This is a genomic window from Polynucleobacter sp. AP-Titi-500A-B4 (genome assembly GCF_018688095.1).
Lineage (GTDB): Bacteria > Pseudomonadota > Gammaproteobacteria > Burkholderiales > Burkholderiaceae > Polynucleobacter.
On record NZ_CP061311.1, the window covers coordinates 1,060,562 to 1,081,242 of the forward strand.

The window sequence follows — 20,681 nt, forward strand, 5'->3', positions numbered from 1 at the left end:
CCGCATTTAAACTATAAAAAACTTAGAAAAACGAGACTGTGTCAAAAATAGAATCTTCTCTCGATCAGTTAGTCGCCAAGTTGGGTCAACTTAAAAATGTTGGCAAAGCCCGTTTGTGCGCTCTATGGCAAAAAGCATCTCCACAAGTCGGCAAATTAAAACAACTTGATTTTGCGACAGTCAAAGCAATTGCCATTCAATATAAATGGCGTATCTTATTGGTCATCATCATTTTGTATGCCGGCTCTAAAGCCTACGACTACTTTTTTCCAGCGAGTACCAAAGGTGGCGGACCGCAAACCATTACTAGCGTCGTTGTTGAAAAGAAAGACATTCCCCTAATTATTGAGGCCACTGGGACTATTGTATCTAGCAATATTGTTGATATCCGCCCTATGGTTACCAACACTGTGGCAAAAGTTCACATTAAAGATGGCGACGAAGTTAAAGAGGGTCAAATCTTATTTACCTTAGATGATCGCAATGACAAAGCAAATTATGAGAAGTTAAGAGCCTTGGCTGATGATGCCCAAAAGCAGTATTTACGCGCCAAAGAGCTAGTAGATAAAAACTTTATTTCAAAAGCTGGCCTTGAAACCTCCTTGGCAAATGCAAAATCAGCACAAGCCGCAGCCAAGTCTGCTGAAGTGCAACTTTCATTTGACTCGATTCGCTCCCCCATTAATGGAAGAGCTGGAATCATCAACGTATTTCCTGGATCTTTAGTGCAAGCAAGCAACGCGGTTGTGAGCACCACGAATGCAGCATCTACTTCGACCACTAGTTCGATGGTTACTATCACCCAGCTAGATCCTATTAATGTCCAATTTGTCGTCCCAGAAAAAGATATCCCGATTCTTTTAGAAGGCAAACAGGCAGATAAGCCACTGACTGTTCAAGTTACCGTTGGCGGTGACAATAAAAATGTTTATGAAGGGCAAGTCTTCGTTGTTGACAATCAAGTTGACCCCTCCATTGCAGCCGTTCGTGTTCGGGCACAAATGGCCAATCCTAAAATGACATTACTACCTGGTCAATTTGCCAGAGTCACCCTCAATGCCAATACCATCAAGGATGGACTTGCTGTCCCCTCTGAAGCAATTGTGATTAGCCCAAAGGGACGCTTACTTTATGTGGTCGATAAAGACAATAAAGTCTCTGCCAAGCCTGTGAAAGTAACCTATGAGTACCAAGGTACTTCCGTAGTGACCGGAATTGAATCTGGCGACAGAGTGGTTGTGGAAGGTAAGCAAAACTTACGGCCTGGCAGCAAGGTTCGTGAGGCAAAAGAGCTAAAGGCTAAAACTGCAGAAAGTCCTGCTCCATCAACCGCCAATACTTCTGAGAAAAAATGACACTTTCTGAGATATGTATTAGACGCCCCGTCATGACGGTGCTGCTATCTGTAGCTACCGTTATTGCCGGAGCTGTTGCTTATTTCAATATTCCTGTTGCAGCACTACCTAGTTTTAATACGCCGATTATTTCTGTAAGTGCAAGCCTACCAGGTGCATCGCCTGAAAACATGGCTTCATCTGTAGCGTTACCACTAGAAAAAGAATTCTCCACAATCGACGGCATCAAGGTTATTAGCTCAACCAATACCTTGGGCACTACCAGTATTACCCTTGAATTTAATACTGATCGCGATATCGATAAAGCAGCAGTTGATGTGCAGGCTGCCCTGCTAAGAGCCCAAAGGCGTTTACCGATTGAAATGACGGTGCCACCCTCATACCGTAAAGTAAACCCAGCAGATACTGCGGTATTGGTGATTCGGATGAGCTCTCCCTCCATGAGTCTCTCGGAGATTAACGCCTATGCTGAGAACCTCCTTTCACCATCCATCTCGACTATTACTGGTGTTTCACAAGTATTGGTATATGGCGCCAAAAGATACGCTGTTCGGGTTAATGTTCGCCCAGATGCCCTGGGTAATCGCAACATCACCATGGAAGAACTTGCAACAGCCATCAATAAGGCCAACACCAACAGTCCTGTAGGTACGCTAGATGGCCCACGTCAACTCATCACGATCTACGCCAATCCACAGTTGGTCAAAGCAGATGAGTTTGCAGACTTGGTAATAGCCCAGCGTAATGGTCTCCCCGTCTACCTTCGTGACGTAGCAGATGTTCAGGAAAGTTTTGAAGACGTCAAAACATTTGCAACTGCTGCGGGTGAACGCTCGATTGCGATTGGCATTCTGCGTCAGCCTAATGCAAACACTGTTGATGTTGTTAATTCGGTCAAGAAGCTTTTGCCTACCTTTAAAGAGCAAATGCCTGCATCGATTAAGTTAACCTTGATCAATGACCGCTCCCTCTCAATTATTGAAGCAATACACGACGTCAACATAACCCTAATATTGACAATATTATTAGTGGTGCTGGTCATCTTCTTATTTTTAAAGCGCATATCGGCTACCTTAATCCCCTCTATTAGCTTGCCGATTTCGTTAATTGGCGCATTCTTTCTGCTGTATTTTTTAGGTTATAGCCTAGACAACATTTCACTGCTGGGTATTACTCTTGCTGTAGGTTTAGTGGTGGACGATGCCATTGTGGTGCTAGAAAATATCATGCGCTACATTGAAGAAGGCATGGATCCGCTAAAAGCCTCACTCAAAGGTAGCAAAGAAGTTGGCTTTACGATCATCTCGATTTCGATCTCTCTAGTGGCTGTCTTTATTCCGCTATTTTTTATGGCTGGTCCAATTGGCCTACTCTTTAGAGAATTTGCAGTAGTCGTTTCCTTGTCTATTTTAGTTTCCGCAGTGGTCTCTCTGACGGTTGTGCCAATGCTTTGCAGCAGGTTTCTTCCAAAACCTGGGCACCATGCCAAAGAATATGCAATCACCAAAAAATTTGACCAACTATTCGATTGGACTCTAAAGGTTTATGTCCACTATTTAGATAAAGCATTAAAAAATCGTAAGGTAGTTTTATGGGGCGCAATTTCTACCTTCTTTATTACAGTGGCTTTGTTTATCTATAGTCCAAAAGGCTTTTTCCCTGAAGAAGATATTGGGCAAATTACTGCCACTACTGAAGCATCTGAAGATACTTCATTTAAAGCGATGCTAGCCCTACAAGATCGTGCAGCAGAAATTGTCAATAACGATCCCAATGTTGCTACCTCTATTTCCATCCTGGGCGGCGGTCAAAGCGCCGGTAGAAATACCGGTCGATTCTTCATCATTCTCAAGCCCAAAGGCGATAGAGAAAAGATGAGCAAAGTGATTGAGGGTTTACGCAATAAGTTCAAAGAAATTCCAGGCCTTCAGGTCTATATGCGCCCAGTTCAAAATCTACAATTGGGTGGTCGCTCTAGTAAAAGCCGTTACCAATTCACACTACAGAGCGTAGGCTTTGAAGGAGTAAATGAGTGGGCAGATAAGATGGCTCAAAAAATGCGTGCTGACCCAATTTTTAGGGATGTCACAAGTGATTCGCAGCTAAAAGGTCTGAACGTCAAGATTGAAATTAACCGTGAACAAGCCGCCCTTGCAGGCGTAACGATTGCCGATATTCGCGCGGCACTCTATAACTCTTTTGGCGAGCGACAGGTATCCACAATCTACACACCCGTGAATACCTACTACGCCATCCTTGAAACAGCTGAAACCGATAGGCAGTTTGAAACCGACTTGAATAAGGTGTTCGTTAGAGGTAGATCCACCGATAAGTTAATACCACTTTCTAGCTTGGCAACGTTTGTAAGAACCGTTGGACCTACTGCTGTTAATCACCAAGGGCAAATCCCTGCAGTGACAATCTCTTTTAACTTAGCCCCAGATGTATTTTTGGGTGACGCCACTAAAGCGATAGATAAATTTCAGAGAGAAATTGATTTACCCCCTTCAATCATCACAAGCTATGGTGGTGATGCAGCTGTATTTAAAGACAACCAGTCCGGGCAAGTTATTTTGATTCTGGCAGCGCTTGGCGTCATTTATATATTGCTAGGATGTTTATATGAAAGCTATATTCATCCATTGACCATTCTGGCGGGATTGCCCTCTGCAGCTATTGGTGCAATTTTGTCTTTGCGCATTTTCGGCTTTGAGCTGACTATTGTGGCCTCGATTGGCATCTTACTGCTGATCGGCATCGTCAAGAAGAATGCGATCTTGATGATCGACTTTGCATTAGAGGCGCAACGTACTAAAGGCCTCTCTCCAGAAAAAGCAATTCGTGAAGCGTGTATTTTGCGTTTTCGTCCGATCATGATGACCACTGTTGCAGCCTTAATGGGTGCATTACCAATTGCCTTGGGCCTAGGTGCTGGCGCGGAGTTACGTCAACCATTGGGTATTAGTGTAGCTGGTGGTTTGATCTTCTCTCAATTTGTAACGCTGATCATTACTCCCGTGATTTATCTGTATCTAGATAAATATGCTGGCAATGGTCCTATGGAAATTCCGCCATCTGTGCTTGAGGGAACTTAATGCGTCAAGTCATTCTCGATACTGAAACTACTGGTTTAAATCCTGCAACTGGCGATCGTATTATTGAAATCGGCTGTGTTGAAGTCATTGATCGGCGCCTCACAGACCGCACTTTCCACTATTACATAAACCCCGAACGTGATATTGATGCCGGCGCTTTTGCAGTCCACGGTCTTTCTAGAGAATTTTTGTCTGACAAACCATTATTTGGAAACATCGTAGAGCAACTCATTGAATTTGTGGATGGTGCTGAAATCGTGATTCATAACGCAGCCTTTGACTTGGGCTTTTTGGATAATGAATTTGCGCTACTTAAACGACCGCCATTTCGTGGTTTAGCGTCCAAAATTATCGATACGCTTCTCGATGCACGTCAGATGTTCCCAGGTAAACGCAACTCCTTGGATGCACTGTGTGATCGCTTCTCAATCAGTAACGAGCACCGTACTCTTCACGGCGCGCTATTAGATGCCCAGTTACTAGCTGAAGTCTATATCGCCATGACGAGAGGTCAAGAAGATCTTTCTATAGATCTCATTGATTACACCGTGGGTGCTGACTCTGATGGCCATGCTAAAGCTTTACCAACTAGCCTAAAAGTCTTAACTGCAAGTAATGAAGATCTCGAGCAGCATGAAAAGATTTTGGCGGAAATCGCTAAATCGAGCAAGAAGGATCCCGTTTGGAGTCCTGTGAGTACTGCTAGCTAAGACTTCTGCTCTAGAAGCTCCGTATAGAGTTGTTCAAGATCCTGAACGTATTGATTTGTATTAAACAAGGGCGCCGTTAAACGATTAGCCTCCAGCTTAAAACGTAAATCTTTTAATGCTTGAGGGTTGGAGGCAAGCTCTAAAGCCTTTTCAAAATACTCCTCAGGAGTATTCACGATCAACTCAAGCATATCTAAGGCGGCTAATTGACTGGCCGCCACCCTTCCAGCAAAGGTCTCACCTATTTGCGTTAAAACGGGAACACCAGCCCATAAAGCATCAGCCGCCGTTGCATGAGCATTGTAGTTTGGTGTATCTAAAAATAAATCTGCTAAGCGCAAACGGCTTAAGTGATCTTTTCTGGCTGGCACTCGTGTAGCAAATACTAGTCGATTGGAATCAATTCCACGCGCAACTGCCTCGCCTTGTAGATTCTTCATCGCCTTCTCAGAAGTCTTTGAAAGCCAGAGAACACTTTCGGGAACCTGCTTCAATAATCTCATCCATAGATCAAAAATTTGTGGCGTGATTTTATAAGGATTGTTAAAGCAAGAAAATATAAAGCCAGTTTGTGGCAGACCCTGACTCTCCCTAGTAGGTAACTCACCGAATTCATCAGGAGAAATGCTTGTATCCACTGGAAAGAAAGAATGCGGTAACCGAGCAATCTTCTCGGTGTAATGCATTTCATGTACCTTAGGAATGGCTACCGAATCTGCTATCAAACAATCGTAGAAATCAGCGCCAGAGGTTCCTGCATAACCAAGATAGTTTATTTGAATTGGCGCAATTTTCTTGGCAAATAAGCCTGTCCTAGCACCAGCTGTATGGCCATTAAGATCTATGGCTATATCAAGCTCCTGCTCTAGGACCAAATTTTTAGCTGCTACATCATTTAATCCAAAGAGATCGAAGGTTCGATCAAAACTTGCAATCAACCCTTGTTCAACTTCATCACCAGATTTTTTATTTAAGAAAAATCCTAAAACCTCGAACTTAGAGCGATCATGCGCCTGAATCAGATTGAGCATGAGGATGCCAACGGGGTGATTCTTGAAATCAGATGAAAAATAGCCTATTCTGATCCTGTCTTCTGGAGGCTTAATGCGCTTTTGCACCTCTTGAGCCTCGATTGTGGGAAAGCGATCTTTAACAAAAATCGTTGCACAGCGTTTTTGTAATTCACTATTTGCTGGAGTTTGCAAAATGCCAAAAGGAATAGTGACCAATTTTTTAGAACCCAAGGCATCAAGTAATTGAGATACCGATGGTTCGTAATCATTCCAAATGCATAATGAATGCCTTGCGCCGATCAGCTGACCCATTAAGTAAGGATGAAAAGGCTTTAAGGAGTAGGCTTTTTGGTAGCTTTCTAATGCTAGCTCATCAAGCTTAAGTTCAAGCAAGGCATTTCCATGATTTGACCAAGCCTCAGGGTAATTTGAGTTAAGAGTTAATGCTTTTTCATGAGCTAATCTCGCCTCATCAAAGCGACCTAAATCAAATAGCGCATTACCGTAGTTAGTCCAAGCTTCTGGATAGTTAGGATTTAACTCTAATGACTTTTGGTAGCAATCAATCGCTTCTGAGCTAAAGCTGAGATCCGCAAGGAGATTGCCGCGATTTGACCATACCAAGAAATATTGAGGGTGTAACTCAATGGCTTTGTCATAGAGTAAAAAAGCCTTATCGTAATCTCTTAGCTTCGCATATGAGGTTCCCATATCCGTCAAGATTTGGGCATTATTTGGAATAAGGCGATTGAGTGTTTCGTAAGTCTTTACGGCTGCAGCAAACAAATCCGCCCCATGCTGGGCTTTTGCTAAATTGCCAAGCAGTTCAGGGTTCTTGGGGTCTAAGGTCGCAGCTTTAGTAAATGGCTCTACAGATTCTGTTATGCGCCCTTGCATGGCCAAGCAAAGACCTAGAACCTGCAGTGCTACTAAGTCCTTTGAATTAACGCGCAATATCGAGCGCGCTAATCGTTCTGCTGATTCAAGGCGTTGACCCTGAAACTCCAGCATCATCTGCTGGAGTAATGGTGCGTAGGGCTGAGCCATACCTTAAAAGATAGAGTAGTTAAATTGCTGCTGCAATCGCTTTACCGAGATCATCCGTTTTTGCAGTTCCACCAAGATCTGGTGTTAATGGGGCATGGCCAGGGCCTGCTGCCAACACTGTTTCAATAGCATTGAAGATTGCTTTGCCTGCCTCTGGATAACCTAAATGATCCAACATCATTGCACCGCTCCAAATTTGTCCAATTGGATTGGCAATCATCTTTCCATAAATATCTGGTGCTGAGCCATGCACTGGCTCAAATAAGGATGGGAACTTACCTTCTGGATTAATACTTCCAGATGGAGCAACTGCGATAGTACCCGTACAAGCTGGGCCCAAGTCAGACAAGATATCACCAAACAAATTACTTGCTACAACCACATCAAAACGATCTGGGTTCATGACAAAGTGAGCAGCCAAAATATCGATATGGTATTTGTCTGTTCTCACATCAGAAAATTTCTTAGACATCGCTTCAACACGCTCATCCCAGTAAGGCATGGTAATTGCAATACCGTTGGATTTGGTGGCTGATGTTAAGTGCTTCTTAGAACGACTCTGGGCTAAGTCATAAGCATATTGCAAAATGCGGTCGACGCCCTGTCTTGTAAAGACTGATTCCTGAATGACGAATTCACGATCAGTATCTGGGAACATTTTTCCACCAACGCTAGAGTATTCACCCTCTGTATTCTCTCGAACCACAAAGAAATCAATATCACCAGGCTTGCGATTTGCTAGCGGGCAAGGCACCCCAGGCAATAAACGCACTGGACGTAAGTTGACGTATTGATCGAAACCGCGACGGAACTGAATCAAACTTCCCCACAGCGAAACATGGTCTGGCAAAATATCAGGCATACCGACTGCGCCGAAGAAAATGGCGTCATACTTCATTAAAGTATCAAACCAATCATCCGGCATCATCTTGCCGTGCTTTAGGTAGTAATCGCAGCTTGCAAAATCAAAGTGATCAAATTGCATACCAATGCCAAATTTACGATTCGCTGCTTCTAACGCACGTACCCCTTCAGGAATGACCTCTTTGCCGATTCCATCACCTGGAATCACTGCAATTTTCGGGTTCTTAAATATTTTTTTTGCGTTCATATGTTCTTAGTCTCAAGTAATGATTATTGTTGGCCGAGGAATTGGCATAAAAGGTCAATTTTACCAACTTATCCTATGCTAGCTAATGGCCCGACGGATCTCATCAGGGGGAGCTTTGCCACCCTTGCCAACGGACTCGCTATCGTAATTCGTTGTATTTTCGATTGTTTCGGGAACATCCTCCAACATCCGAATATTGTCTTTCGGGCAAATAGGGGCGCCATAGCTAGCCCATTTTTTTAACAATGTGACCTCATAACCGCATTGACCGCACTTTGCTTTACTTCTACTCGCATTACTTGGTCGCGGTGGTGGAAACACAATGGCCTGGTGTGGATAAGGACCTAACTCTTGACTAATCATCATCAACTTGACAGTGAGCTCTTCGGTTGCATGCGCCATTCTTGCTGGACCCTCTAGCCCAACAGTCTGTGCAATGCCTTTGAAATCTTCACCATGACCACTGAAGCAATCATCAACTGCATGGCAGAGCTCATGGACTAAGGTGTCCAGTAATTGCACTGGATCATCGATTTTTGGGGAAATAAAAATCTCATTTACTCCACCGCCTGATCGCTCTCGAGGCCAGCACTGACCTAAAGTGGTTCTTGGGCTGCTAGAAGCAGGAAAGCCACAAGAAACTCTTACAGGCGGAATGGCGTAGCCAGCTTTTGAAAATACAGGCTCAAGATGTCTTACGGCATCTTCTAGCCACGCTTCACGTACAGAATGTTGCTTCATTTTTATGCAGGTTTCAGAAAGGTTAAAAACAGTAAATTGCGATCATACGCCACCAAAAGTAGAATGGATGCATGAAAGACCTGGAAAGCCTCAGCGCATCCCAAGCAGCCAAAGCCATAGCGAAAAGAGAGCTCAAGGCCCTGGATTTACTACTCTCTTGCTTGGATCGAATTGGGCAGCGCGAGAGCGTTGTTAAGGCCTGGGTGAGCTTGGGTAAAGAGAACGCCCTAGCGAAGGCCAAATCCCTCGATAAAGGCGCCATAAAGGGCCTTCTCCATGGCCTCCCAATAGGAGTCAAAGACCTATTTGATACCTATGATCTGCCAACTGCCTATGGATCACCAATCTATGCCCAACATTACCCAAGTACCGATGCAGTTTCTGTAGCCCTCATGCGCCAAGCTGGAGGGATTATTTTAGGTAAAACAGTCACTACCGAATTTGCCTCATTCAAGAGCGGCCCTACCAGCAACCCACATGATGAGCGCCGTACGCCGGGAGGATCTTCGAGCGGCTCTGCTGCTGCAGTTGCTGACTTTATGATTCCGCTAGCGACTGGTAGTCAAACAGCTGGCTCCATCATTCGCCCTGCTTCATTTTGTGGAATCGTTGGTTTCAAACCTAGCTTCGGCAAAGTGAGTGTGGCAGGAGTCAAAAGCTTGGCGCCTTCGCTAGACACCCTAGGTTGCTTTGGTAGAACAGTTGAAGACGTAGCGCTTGGCATTGCGGCTATGAGCGGAGATCATGCTCTAGCACTGGTGGATGATTTGCATAACAAGCCACGTATTGCGATTTGCAAAACAAATGATTGGAGTCTAGCTAGCAAAGAAACTGCTGGAGCACTGGCACTAGCAAGATTTGCCGCTGAATCGATTGCTAAAGGTAAAGTCAATGAAATTGTTTTTCCGGAAACCTTTGCAAATCTTCAGGAAACGCAAACGCGCATCATGCTCAGTGAAATGTCACGAAGTCTTGCCTTTGAACATGAACATTTTACTAAAAAGATGAGTGGGCAAATTAGCGAACAAATTGCTGAGGGTACTCAGATTAACTACTCGCAGTATGCAGATGATTTATTGCACTCCAAATCTGCGCAAGGCTATATTGCAGAACTATTTTCTAATCAATTGGATTTAATCATTGCATCGAGTGCGATAGGTGAAGCGCCTTTTCTGAAGAACGGTACCGGTGACCCCGTATTTTGCAGGGCATGGACCATGCTTGGTCTTCCCTGCATTAATCTCAATGTTGCTACCGGACCGAATGGTTTGCCAGTGGGCGTTCAACTCATCGCGGGGCTAGGTAGAGATCGCTTTTTATTAAGTGCCGCTAAGGCCTTTGCACTCGCTTTGCCTGATCCCGTTTTACGAGATCAGGCATCAGGATAGAAATTAGTCGAGTGTGATATTGGCTGATTTGATTGCTTTATTCCAGTAAGGCAACTCTCTCTTTACCAATGCCTCAGTTTGATCTGGGGTGAGATAACGCAATTCGACACCTGCTGCATCCGCGCGCTCTTTTACCTCAGGCAATGCCAAACTTTTCTTCACGGAATCCGTAAGCTTGGTAACAACCGCCTTAGGAGTGGCGGCTGGAGCAAATAAACCTACCCAAGATTCCAATTGAAACGAAGGTAATCCAGCTTCTGCTGTTGTTGGAACATTAGGCATACCAGGGTGACGGTTCTTACCAGTAACAGCAAGACCCTTGAGCTTGCCACTCTGTACATGCTGCATCAGTGATGGCGGTGTAGAGATAAACACCTGAACTTGACCTGCCAATACATCCTGAATAGCTGGACCAGATCCCTTGTAAGGTACGTGAACCATTTCAATACCAGTAGTTTGCTTAAACATCTCGGTTCCAATATGAGATACAGAGCCATTGCCTTGTGAAGCGTAATTCAATTTACCTGGATTGGCTTTTGCGTATGCAATGAACTCTTTTAAGTTATTGACAGGCACCGATGGATGCACAGCGATCACATTAGTAGATACAGTCAGCAAAGCTATTGGCGAGAAATCTTTAATTGGATCCCATGGCAACTTATCCATTAATGCTGGATTACCAACGTGATAACCAGAATAGGAAATTAATAAGGTGTATCCATCTGGCTTAGCATTGGCAACATATTGATAGGCAATGTTTCCGCTGGCACCTGGTTTATTGTCTACCACAACAGTTTGACCAATGACTCTTGTCAGTGGCTCACTCAATAAGCGTGCAGAGGTATCCACCAATCCACCCGGAGGATTTGGAACAACCAGAGTAATAGGTCTATCGGGAAAGGATTGGGCGCTAGCAATACTGGTAAGCGTTACAAGCCCTAAGGATGCCAATACTTTTTTAGTGAGAACGAATACCTTCATAACCATCTCCTAATCATTATTTTGTGAAATTATCTCTGACCTACTTTAACGTTTCCAAATACCGCCTGGGCTTCTCTAGGCAAACAGCGCCAATAGCGCTCATTGGCATTAACGGTGCCTTCTAGTGCAGCGGCAGCCTCCCAACCCCAGCGCGGTTTGTATAAAAAGGCACGCGCTAGAGCAATCAGATCAGCATCTCCTGATTGCAATATGGCCTCAGCCTGGTGTGGGTCGGTAATTAAACCAACCGTCATGGTAGGCAAACCCGATTGGTCTTTAACAATCTTGGCAAAGGGTACTTGATAGTTTGGTCCTAGTGCAATTTTCTGCTTAGGAGAAATGCCGCCTGAGGAAATATGCACGAAATCGCAACCTAAAGGCTTAAGTTGCTTAGCAAAGTTTGCAGTCTCTTCTGGAGTCCAGCCGCCCTCAATCCAATCGCTTGCTGAAATACGAATACCCAATACACCCGAATAAGCTGCTCTAACCGCTGCAAATAACTCCAATGGAAAACGAATGCGATTCTCAAATGAGCCGCCATATTCATCAGCGCGTTGATTGGCTATTGGAGATAAGAATTGATGCAGTAAATATCCATGTGCACCGTGTAATTCAATCCCATCAAGCCCAATACGATCTGCGCGTTTAGCAGCAACTACAAAGGCGTCAATCAGTTCTTTTAATTCTGTCTTAGAGAGCTCGTGGGGTAAACGTTCGCCTTCAAGCTGAGGAATGGCTGATGGCGCCAACATCTCCCAGCCACCCTGGTCTACCGCCAATAACTGACCCCCGTCCCAAGGTGTGGCGCTCGATGCTTTTCGACCGGCATGAGCCAACTGAATAAATACAGGGGTAGCTGGAGCTAATTTACGAGCTCGGCTCAATTTGTCCTTTAAAGCCGCCTCAGTTCGGTCATCCCATAAGCCCAGGCATGAAGGGGTAATACGAGCTTCTGGGGTCACGCCAGTGGCTTCGATAATGAATAAGGCTGCCCCGCTATTTAGCAGGTTCCCCCAGTGCATTAAATGCCAGTCTGTGGCCTCGCCATTGGAAGCCGAATATTGGCACATCGGGGCAACCACGATGCGATTAGCAAGTTCCAGGGGTCCACGTGGGGAATTGAGGGTAAAACTTGAAAACAGCAGGCTCATAGGGGTGTCTTAAAGGTCGAAAAAATGGGTCAAAATACTAAAATTGCCTTAAAGCGATAGAATACTAAAAAGCAGAATAAACGAGACAGCGAAGTCGTGCAGGCAAATCAGCCTTTCCGCTTTATTTACCCAAAAATCGATCCATACTTATTACTGAAGACTATGAACGCTCCAAAAGCCTTTGAATCAAAAGAAGATGTCGGCCACTATGTTGGTGGCTCTGTTGTAACCCCAAAAGATGGACGCTTTGCTGATGTCTTTAACCCTGCAAAGGGCTCTGTTGCTCGTAGGGTTGCCTTAGCAAGCCGCAAAGATGTCGACTCCGTTGTTGCTGTTGCTCAGAAAGCGTTTGAATCTTGGAGCCAAACCAGCCCTCTTCGCCGCGCACGCATTATGTTTAAGTACCTAGAACTGCTCAATGCTAATCGCGATGAGTTGGCGGCAATGATTACTGCAGAACACGGTAAAGTATTTACAGATGCCCAAGGCGAAGTAACTCGTGGCATTGAAATTCTGGAATTTGCAACTGGCATCCCAGAGCTCCTCAAGGGTGATTACACCGAACAAGTATCTACTGATATCGACAACTGGGTAATGCGTCAGCCCTTGGGCGTAGTGGCTGGCATTACGCCGTTTAACTTCCCAGTCATGGTTCCCATGTGGATGTTCCCAGTAGCCATCGCTTGCGGCAATAGCTTCATTCTCAAGCCAAGCCCAACGGATCCCTCTGCTTCCTTGTTTATGGCAAAACTGCTTAAAGAAGCAGGACTTCCTGATGGCGTATTTAACGTAGTCCAAGGCGATAAAGAAGCGGTTGATGCGTTGATTGAAAATCCAGATGTAAAGGCGGTTAGCTTTGTTGGCTCAACCCCGATTGCCAATTACATCTATGAGCGCTGCGCACACTTTGGCAAACGCTCACAAGCCTTGGGTGGCGCTAAGAACCATATGGTCATCATGCCTGATGCCGATATCGACAAGGCGATTGATGCGCTGATTGGTGCTGCCTACGGCTCTGCTGGTGAACGTTGTATGGCAATTTCTGTTGCCGTGTTAGTTGGTGATGTTGCTGAAAAGATCATGCCTAAACTAATTGAGCGCACTAAAACGCTCAAAGTAAAAAATGGCATGGAGCTCGATGCAGAGATGGGCCCTATTGTGACTAAAGCGGCTTTAGAGCGCATTACTGGCTATATTGATAGCGGTGTTGCTTCGGGCGCTAAGTTGCTGGTGGATGGTCGTGGACTGAAAGTAGCCGGCAATGAAAATGGCTTCTTTATCGGCGGCACGCTGTTTGATAACGTCACCCCTGATATGAAGATCTACCTCGAAGAAATCTTCGGACCTGTTCTCTCATGCTTGCGTGTCGCAAACTTTACCGAAGCCTTAAATCTCGTGAATTCATGCGAATTTGGTAATGGTGTTGCTTGCTTTACAAGCGATGGCAATATCGCCCGTGAATTTGCTCGCCGCGTACAAGTAGGCATGGTTGGTATCAATGTTCCGATTCCTGTGCCGATGGCTTGGCATGGCTTTGGCGGTTGGAAGAAATCGATTTTTGGCGACATGCACGCCTACGGCAAAGAAGGCGTACGCTTCTACACTAAACAGAAGAGCGTGATGCAGCGCTGGCCAGAAAGTATTGCTAAAGGCGCAGAGTTTGTAATGCCTACTTCCAAGTAATAGACTGACTTCAAATGAAAATAGCGATCTTCGGATCGCTATTTTTTTATCTTCTGATGAAAATTTACTGCAGCGTATTTTTAAATGCAGGCATGAGTGGTACCGCCAAAACTTCAATACCCTCATCCCTTAATGACTCAGCTTCATCTAAGGTAGTTTGCCCGCGAATACTTCTCTCGGGAGCTTCCTTGTAGTGAATCTTTCTAGCTTCTTCAGCAAATGAAGTGCCCACATCCTCGGACTTCCCCATCAACTCACGCATACCTTTTAAAAAGGCTGCCTGAACTTGCGCTTCTAAATGAGAGTGATCATTACCCGTTAAGGCAACAACTTCACCGCTAGCGCTGGCAATATTCTCATTCGGACTGGTTAATGCAGTTGAGCTTGATTTAGCAATGTGTGGAGCAGATGGCATGCGGGTAATTTGAGTGCTATCGCATACTGGACAGGCAAGCATACCCTTGTCCTGCTGAGCAAGACAATCCTCTTCTGAGGCAAACCATCCTTCAAAGCGATGATCTAAAGGGCAAGCGAGGTTGTAGACTTTCATAAGACCTATATATGGGCAAAAATACCAAATTCAATAGGTCCTATTTTAATAGGATTTGAGAATGCCCTATTTGATGGGCTTAGGGCTGACCAATCCTCGACGATAGCGATCCAGCCAATAAGCGGAAATCGTGGTTTTAACGTCTGTGATCTCACCTTCTTCGACCCAAGCCATTAACTGCCCTAAAGGCGCTGCAAAGACATCTAAAAACTCTTCATCATCTAGCTTACTCTTGCCGGGAACCAGATCTTCTGCAAGATAGATATCAATGAACTCTGTTGAATACGAAATTACCGGATGAATACGGCGAATATAGCTCCATTTTCTTGCTGTATATCCAGTCTCTTCTTCTAATTCACGTTTAGCGCATAAAAGATGATCTTCGCCAATCTCCAATTTTCCAGCTGGAATTTCGATACAGGCTTTTGCTATTGGGTAACGATACTGACGCTCTAGTAGAACTCTGTCATCATCCAATAGCGCAACAATGGCAACAGCACCAGGATGCGTTAGGTACTCACGTGCTGCCATTTGGCCATCGGGTAAGCGAACTTGATCACGCTTCATGTTTAAAAAGATGCCGCCGTAGATATCCTCGCCTGACACTCTATCTTCTCGTAAGTGTTGATCACCCGTAGGCAGATCCTTAAACGATTTTTCGGTCATAAGCAGTCTTTCATCTTGGAGTCACCAATTAATATACATAAATCTTATGTCATTGCAGTGTCATTGTGATCTTATTAATTTACTAAAACAACAAAGGCTCCCATAGGAGCCTTGGAATGAGATTAGCGATAAATTTAAGAACCCAATAATGTGCGGCGCATTGCATCCAAACAAACACTCATCAATCCAGCCGGAAGAATGCCGATAGCTAATACCAAAATAGTATTCAAGCTCAACAAACCCTTCGCAAAACCAGATCCAGTGATGGTGACTTCATGAGCGGGCTCGTCAAAGTACATGACCTTCACGACTCTCAAGTAGTAGAAGGCGCCGATTAAAGAAGCCATCACCGCGATGACCGCCAAGAAGGTATGTTCTGCATCCACTAAAGCTTCTAAAACGCCCAATTTAGCTGCAAAACCGACAGTTGGTGGAATGCCGGCCAATGAGAACATCATTACAAGACCAATGAAGGCAAACCAAGGATGCTTCTTGTTCAAGCCTTTGAGGCCTTCTAAGGTCTCACAGTCATAGCCCTTACGAGATAAAACCATCAAGAGACCGAAGGTGCCCAATGTAGTCAAGACGTAGGTGATTGCATAAAACATGGATGCGCTAAAGGCATGATCATCAAATACCGAAAGCATGCCTAACAATACAAAGCCCATCTGTGCAATGGCTGAATATGCAAGCATACGCTTAAGGTTAGTCTGAGCAATCGCAGTAACGTTACCCACTACGAGAGATAGGACAGCAAGCAATACCAACATTGGTTGCCAATCACCCATCAATGGCAACAGCGTATTAACGAGCAAGCGGAATAACAAGGCAAATGCAGCCAGTTTTGGTGCACCAGCAATCATTAAGGTCACCGCAGTAGGCGCGCCTTGATAGACATCTGGCACCCACATATGGAAAGGTACTACACCCAACTTAAATGCTAAGCCAGCAACAATAAATACCAAACCAAAAGCCATAACCAAATGGTTTACGCGTGGGTCAGCAACGGTCTTGAAAATTTCTATCAAGTCCAATGAACCAGTTACGCCATACAGCATAGACATGCCATAGAGGAGGAAACCGGAGGCTAGCGCACCTAAGATGAAATACTTAATACCAGCCTCAACACTCTTCTCGCTAGTATGGCGCATTGCTACCAAGGCATACATCGGTAAGGCCATGAGCTCAAGCCCCAGATAGAGAGTCAATAGGTTTGCACCTGAGATCAATACCATTTGACCCAATAGAGCTAACAACAGCATCACAATAAAGTCTGGACGGAATAATGCGCGATCAGAAAGGTATTGTTTGGAATAGACCAAGCTCACTAGTACAGCAGCACATGAACATGCTTTTAATAAGTTAGAAATGGGATCGGACTGAAGCAGACCGTTCATAGCCACTAAAGAAACATCTCCCATCCGACCGACATAAGCAAAAATCAAATAGGCCAAGAGAATTAAGGAAAAGAAGTACACAAAACCAACGCCGCGTGGTGTATGGAAAATATCTTGCTCAACACCAGGCGTAGCGGTAACTCTTTCAGGAACGTAAACACTAGCTACTAGCAATAAACAAGTTGCAAGAAGTAAAACGAGTTCCGGCAGGATGGCGTATAGGTCGAATGCTTGCATTTACTTTTACTCAGAGTTTGCTAACAGCAACATGCTGTAGCAGATTGATTACGGCTGGATGAATAATGTCGGTAAATGGTTTTGGATACACGCCCATACCAATTACACAAATCGATAACACAGTCATCATGAAATATTCACGGGTGTTGAGATCTTTAAGTTCCTCAACATGGGCATTAGTAATGGTTCCGAAAAATACACGTTTGACCATCCATAATGAATAGGCAGCACCAAGGATCAATGCAGTCGCAGCAAGGATGCCAATGACAAAGTCATAATCGACGGCAGCCAAAATCACCATAAACTCGCCAACGAAACCAGAGGTGGCAGGTAATCCACAGTTCGCCATCGCCATTAATACTGCAAAAGCTGTAAATGCAGGCATACGATGCACTACGCCACCGTAATCCGCAATTTGACGCGTATGCATACGGTCATACAAAACACCGATGGACAAAAACATTGCACCAGCAACAAAGCCGTGTGAAATCATCTGCACAATCCCGCCCTCAATGCCTAAAGGGCTAAAGAGAAAGAAGCCAAGAGTCACGAAGCCCATATGCGCCACAGATGAATACGCAACCAGCTTTTTCATATCCTTTTGAACCAAGGCCACTGCACCCACATAAATCACAGCAACTAAAGATAAGAAGATGACAAAAGGGCCCAGATATTGGCTTGCATCTGGTGCAATCGGCAACGAGAAACGAAGGAAGCCATAAGCTCCGAGTTTCAACATAATGGCTGCCAACACCACTGAGCCTCCAGTTGGCGCCTCGACGTGTACGTCTGGGAGCCATGTATGTAAAGGCCACATTGGCACCTTTACAGCAAAAGCCATAAAGAATGCGAAGAACAACAGTATTTGTTCAACGATATCAAGGCGGGCATTTTGCCAAACCAAGATATCAAAGCTATTGGTTACGTTGTACAGATAGAGCATGGCAACCAATGTCAATAATGAGCCAAGCAAGGTATACAAGAAGAACTTGAATGCAGCGTAGATGCGGTTTTGTCCACCCCATACGCCAATGATGATGTACATCGGAATCAAGGTTGCTTCGAAGAAGACATAGAACAACAAGGCATCAAGCGCGCAGAAAACACCAATCATCAATCCAGACAGGATCATGAATGAAGCCATGTATTGAGAAACTTTGGTATCAATCACTTCCCAAGCAGCAATCACCACAAAAATGTTGATGAAAGCGGTAAGTACGATGAACCAGACAGAAATACCATCAATACCTAAGAAATAATTAATGTCATAGCGTGGTATCCAGCTAATTTTTTCAACAAACTGCATACCTGGATTGGCAATATCAAAATTAATCACCAGTGGTAGGGTTGCAATAAAGCCGATGATCGAACCGATGAGCGCTAACCAGCGCACTCCAGCAGACGGCTTTTCAGACCCATAAAACAAAATAATGAGTCCAAAAACAATCGGGGTCCAAATGGCGTAAGAAAGAATCATAGTGGCTACTTAAGTAACAAAGGCCTATCGAACAAAAGGCAGGTAAGCGTACAAAACCCAAGCTAGCAATACCGCCAGGCCTGCAATCATTGCAAACGCATAGTGATACACATAACCGGATTGCAAATGACGAATCACTCCAGCAAAGCGCCCTACTGTATGCGCACTGCCGTTAACAAAGAAGCCATCAATGACCTTTTGATCACCACGATGCCATAAGATGCTCCCAATCCAAATGAGGCCCTTAGCAAAAACAGCCTGGTTTAAATCATCCAAATAGTATTTGTTATCAAACAATTTCTTGATTGGCGCAAATGTTTCTGCAAACTTAGCCGGTAATTTTGGTACCCATAGGTAGCCAATCGCTGCCGTCAGAACTCCAAGCACGACGAGTCCAAGCACCGGTGAAGTAAATGCGTGTATTGCCATCGCTACTGGACCATGGAATTCTTCTGCAAGTTCTTTCATGACTGGGTGACGAGCCAAATCGATGAAGATAGAGTCACCAAAATAAGTGCCAAATAGTAAGGGGCTAATCGTGTAGAAACCAATAATGACTGATGGGATAGCCAAAAGAATCAATGGAAGGGTCACAACCAATGGAGACTCATGTGGCTTCTCGCCTGGTGCTAAGCCATGATGAGCGTGGTCATCCCCCTGCTCTGCATGGTCATGGTGGTGATCATGTGAATCAGCATGACCCCAGCGTGCTTTACCGTGGAATACCCAGAAATATAGACGGAAAGAATACAAGGCGGTAACAAACACGCTGGCCATCACTGCGAAGTACGCAAAACCAGAGCCGGGAATGTGGCTAGCCGCTACTGCTTCAATGATGGAGTCTTTTGAGTAGAAGCCTGAAAAGAACGGTGTTCCAATCAAAGCCAGGTTACCAAGCAACATCATTAAGCATGTAATGGGCATATATTTCCAGAGGCCGCCCATCTTGCGCATATCTTGCTCATGGTGCATTCCTAAGATGACGCTACCAGCGGCAAGGAACAACAAGGCCTTAAAGAAAGCATGGGTCATTAGATGAAAGATTGCCACTGGGTATGCAGATACTCCTAGAGCAACAGTCATATAGCCGAGCTGTGACAAAGTTGAATAGGCCACAACGCGCTTGATATCGTTTTGCACAATGCCCAAGAAACCCATAAACAAGGCTGTAATCGAGCCGATCACCAAGATAAAGCTCAAGGCAACATCTGAGAGCTCAAATAATGGAGACATACGTGACAACATGAAGATACCTGCTGTAACCATGGTTGCCGCATGAATCAATGCAGAAATTGGGGTTGGGCCTTCCATGGAGTCTGGAAGCCAAACGTGCAATGGGAATTGCGCAGATTTACCCATGGCACCTATAAATAAGCAAATACAAGCAACGGTCACCAAATTCCAGCTAGTACCAGGTAAAGTCTGCGCAGCCAAGGTGGCGTTCTGTGCAAAGATCACGTCATATTGCATAGAGCCTGTGCTTGCGAGCAATAGACCGATACCTAAAATGAAGCCAAAGTCACCTACACGGTTAACCAAAAAGGCTTTCATATTGGCGAAAACAGCTGACTGACGCTCAAAGTAAAAGCCAATCAATAAATAGGACACAACACCCACTGCTTCCCATCCGAAGAAGAGTTGCAGGAGGTTATTACTCATTACCAACATCAACATGGCAAAAGTAAATAAGGAAATATAGGAGAAGAAACGGTTGTAGCCCTCTTCACCCTGCATATAACCAATGGTGTAGATATGAACCATAAGCGAAACAAAGGTCACCACACACATCATGGTAGCGGTTAATGGATCGATTAAAAAGCCAATATCTAAGTTCAACTCTCCCAATTGCATCCAGCGATAAACAGTACCATTGAAATAGAAGCCATCCATCACCTGCAGCAAGACATTGCAAGATAAGACAAAGGCAATCGTTACGCCCAAAATAGTGACGAATTGACTTGCACCATGACCAATACGATTACCACCTAATTTAGTGCCAAAGAAACCCGCAATGATTGAACCCACCAAAGGGGCTAATGGGATCGCGCAGAGAACAGGAATATTTAAGGTCAATTGCAT

General features: G+C 44.8%; 15 protein-coding genes. 5 read left to right on the forward strand and 10 right to left on the reverse strand.

All coding sequences use genetic code 11. The annotated features are described in order from the left end of the window. Positions 1-38: 38 nt before the first annotated feature. From FD968_RS05510 to dnaQ, 3 genes are read left to right on the forward strand one after another with little or no spacing between them, the layout of a single operon-like run. Positions 39-1,355: an efflux RND transporter periplasmic adaptor subunit gene (locus FD968_RS05510; RefSeq protein WP_215364435.1), complete on the forward strand. Its 1,317-nt coding sequence runs from the start codon at positions 39-41 to the stop codon at positions 1,353-1,355. Further along, positions 1,352-4,450, forward strand: coding sequence for an efflux RND transporter permease subunit (locus tag FD968_RS05515; RefSeq protein ID WP_215364437.1), 3,099 nt, complete (start codon positions 1,352-1,354; stop codon positions 4,448-4,450). The genes FD968_RS05510 and FD968_RS05515 overlap by 4 nt, the downstream gene beginning before the upstream one ends. Next, positions 4,450-5,160, forward strand: a complete 711-nt coding sequence (dnaQ, locus tag FD968_RS05520) for a DNA polymerase III subunit epsilon (protein ID WP_215364438.1) — start codon at positions 4,450-4,452, stop codon at positions 5,158-5,160. Before FD968_RS05515 ends, dnaQ begins: the two co-directional genes overlap by 1 nt. On the opposite strand, the gene FD968_RS05525 is transcribed toward dnaQ, so the two are convergent. The 3 genes from FD968_RS05525 to FD968_RS05535 form a co-directional block, all read right to left on the reverse strand. Next, positions 5,157-7,220 carry a tetratricopeptide repeat protein gene (locus FD968_RS05525; RefSeq protein ID WP_215364440.1) on the reverse strand — a complete coding sequence of 688 codons (2,064 nt, stop codon included), beginning with the start codon at positions 7,218-7,220 and terminating at the stop codon, positions 5,157-5,159. The two genes, dnaQ and FD968_RS05525, sit on opposite strands and share 4 nt — an antisense overlap. Positions 7,221-7,239: 19 nt before the next feature. Further along, positions 7,240-8,331, reverse strand: coding sequence for a tartrate dehydrogenase (locus tag FD968_RS05530; protein WP_305848940.1), 1,092 nt, complete (start codon positions 8,329-8,331; stop codon positions 7,240-7,242). 78 nt (positions 8,332-8,409) lie between these two features. Beyond that, entirely contained in the window at positions 8,410-9,072 is a 663-nt protein-coding gene (locus tag FD968_RS05535; protein WP_215364441.1) for a SprT family zinc-dependent metalloprotease, read from the reverse strand. Positions 9,073-9,143: 71 nt separating this feature from the next. Here FD968_RS05535 and FD968_RS05540 point away from each other — a divergent pair, with 71 nt between their 5' ends. Next, the gene (locus tag FD968_RS05540; RefSeq protein WP_215364444.1) at positions 9,144-10,460 is read left to right on the forward strand and encodes an amidase; all 1,317 of its coding nucleotides are present in this window, start codon (positions 9,144-9,146) and stop codon (positions 10,458-10,460) included. Positions 10,461-10,463: 3 nt separating this feature from the next. Here FD968_RS05540 and FD968_RS05545 read toward each other — a convergent pair whose 3' ends face one another. After that, positions 10,464-11,441 carry a tripartite tricarboxylate transporter substrate binding protein gene (locus FD968_RS05545; protein ID WP_215364447.1) on the reverse strand — a complete coding sequence of 326 codons (978 nt, stop codon included), beginning with the start codon at positions 11,439-11,441 and terminating at the stop codon, positions 10,464-10,466. A gap of 29 nt (positions 11,442-11,470) precedes the next feature. After that, on the reverse strand, positions 11,471-12,592 hold the full coding sequence (locus FD968_RS05550) for an NADH:flavin oxidoreductase/NADH oxidase (protein WP_215364448.1): 1,122 nt from the start codon (positions 12,590-12,592) through the stop codon (positions 11,471-11,473). 162 nt (positions 12,593-12,754) lie between these two features. Here FD968_RS05550 and FD968_RS05555 point away from each other — a divergent pair, with 162 nt between their 5' ends. After that, on the forward strand, positions 12,755-14,275 hold the full coding sequence (locus tag FD968_RS05555) for a CoA-acylating methylmalonate-semialdehyde dehydrogenase (protein WP_215364450.1): 1,521 nt from the start codon (positions 12,755-12,757) through the stop codon (positions 14,273-14,275). Positions 14,276-14,339: 64 nt separating this feature from the next. Here FD968_RS05555 and FD968_RS05560 read toward each other — a convergent pair whose 3' ends face one another. The 5 genes from FD968_RS05560 to nuoL all read right to left on the reverse strand — a co-directional run bounded on the left by FD968_RS05560 (position 14,340) and on the right by nuoL (position 20,681). Continuing rightward, a complete protein-coding gene (locus FD968_RS05560; protein ID WP_215364452.1) occupies positions 14,340-14,825 on the reverse strand; it encodes a DUF1178 family protein in 486 nt (161 codons plus the stop codon). A gap of 66 nt (positions 14,826-14,891) precedes the next feature. Continuing rightward, the gene (locus tag FD968_RS05565; protein ID WP_215364454.1) at positions 14,892-15,491 is read right to left on the reverse strand and encodes an NUDIX domain-containing protein; all 600 of its coding nucleotides are present in this window, start codon (positions 15,489-15,491) and stop codon (positions 14,892-14,894) included. 134 nt (positions 15,492-15,625) lie between these two features. Further along, positions 15,626-17,125: an NADH-quinone oxidoreductase subunit NuoN gene (gene nuoN / locus FD968_RS05570; protein ID WP_215364456.1), complete on the reverse strand. Its 1,500-nt coding sequence runs from the start codon at positions 17,123-17,125 to the stop codon at positions 15,626-15,628. Between the two features lie 10 nt (positions 17,126-17,135). Then, complete coding sequence (locus FD968_RS05575; RefSeq protein ID WP_215364458.1) at positions 17,136-18,602, reverse strand: NADH-quinone oxidoreductase subunit M; 1,467 nt, start codon at positions 18,600-18,602, stop codon at positions 17,136-17,138. Between the two features lie 24 nt (positions 18,603-18,626). After that, positions 18,627-20,681 (reverse strand): NADH-quinone oxidoreductase subunit L, encoded by a 2,055-nt coding sequence (nuoL, locus tag FD968_RS05580; protein ID WP_215364461.1) that lies wholly within the window; start codon positions 20,679-20,681, stop codon positions 18,627-18,629.

Coding starts and splice junctions, on each gene's coding strand:
- FD968_RS05515 (WP_215364437.1), top strand. CDS start 1,352: ATGACACTTTCTGAGATATGTATTAGACGCCCCGTCATGACGGTGCTG.
- dnaQ (WP_215364438.1), top strand. CDS start 4,450: ATGCGTCAAGTCATTCTCGATACTGAAACTACTGGTTTAAATCCTGCA.
- FD968_RS05525 (WP_215364440.1), bottom strand. CDS start 7,220: ATGGCTCAGCCCTACGCACCATTACTCCAGCAGATGATGCTGGAGTTT.
- FD968_RS05530 (WP_305848940.1), bottom strand. CDS start 8,331: ATGAACGCAAAAAAAATATTTAAGAACCCGAAAATTGCAGTGATTCCA.
- FD968_RS05535 (WP_215364441.1), bottom strand. CDS start 9,072: ATGAAGCAACATTCTGTACGTGAAGCGTGGCTAGAAGATGCCGTAAGA.
- FD968_RS05540 (WP_215364444.1), top strand. CDS start 9,144: ATGAAAGACCTGGAAAGCCTCAGCGCATCCCAAGCAGCCAAAGCCATA.
- FD968_RS05545 (WP_215364447.1), bottom strand. CDS start 11,441: ATGAAGGTATTCGTTCTCACTAAAAAAGTATTGGCATCCTTAGGGCTT.
- FD968_RS05550 (WP_215364448.1), bottom strand. CDS start 12,592: ATGAGCCTGCTGTTTTCAAGTTTTACCCTCAATTCCCCACGTGGACCC.
- FD968_RS05555 (WP_215364450.1), top strand. CDS start 12,755: ATGAACGCTCCAAAAGCCTTTGAATCAAAAGAAGATGTCGGCCACTAT.
- FD968_RS05560 (WP_215364452.1), bottom strand. CDS start 14,825: ATGAAAGTCTACAACCTCGCTTGCCCTTTAGATCATCGCTTTGAAGGA.
- FD968_RS05565 (WP_215364454.1), bottom strand. CDS start 15,491: ATGACCGAAAAATCGTTTAAGGATCTGCCTACGGGTGATCAACACTTA.
- nuoN (WP_215364456.1), bottom strand. CDS start 17,125: ATGCAAGCATTCGACCTATACGCCATCCTGCCGGAACTCGTTTTACTT.
- FD968_RS05575 (WP_215364458.1), bottom strand. CDS start 18,602: ATGATTCTTTCTTACGCCATTTGGACCCCGATTGTTTTTGGACTCATT.
- nuoL (WP_215364461.1), bottom strand. CDS start 20,681: ATGCAATTGACCTTAAATATTCCTGTTCTCTGCGCGATCCCATTAGCC.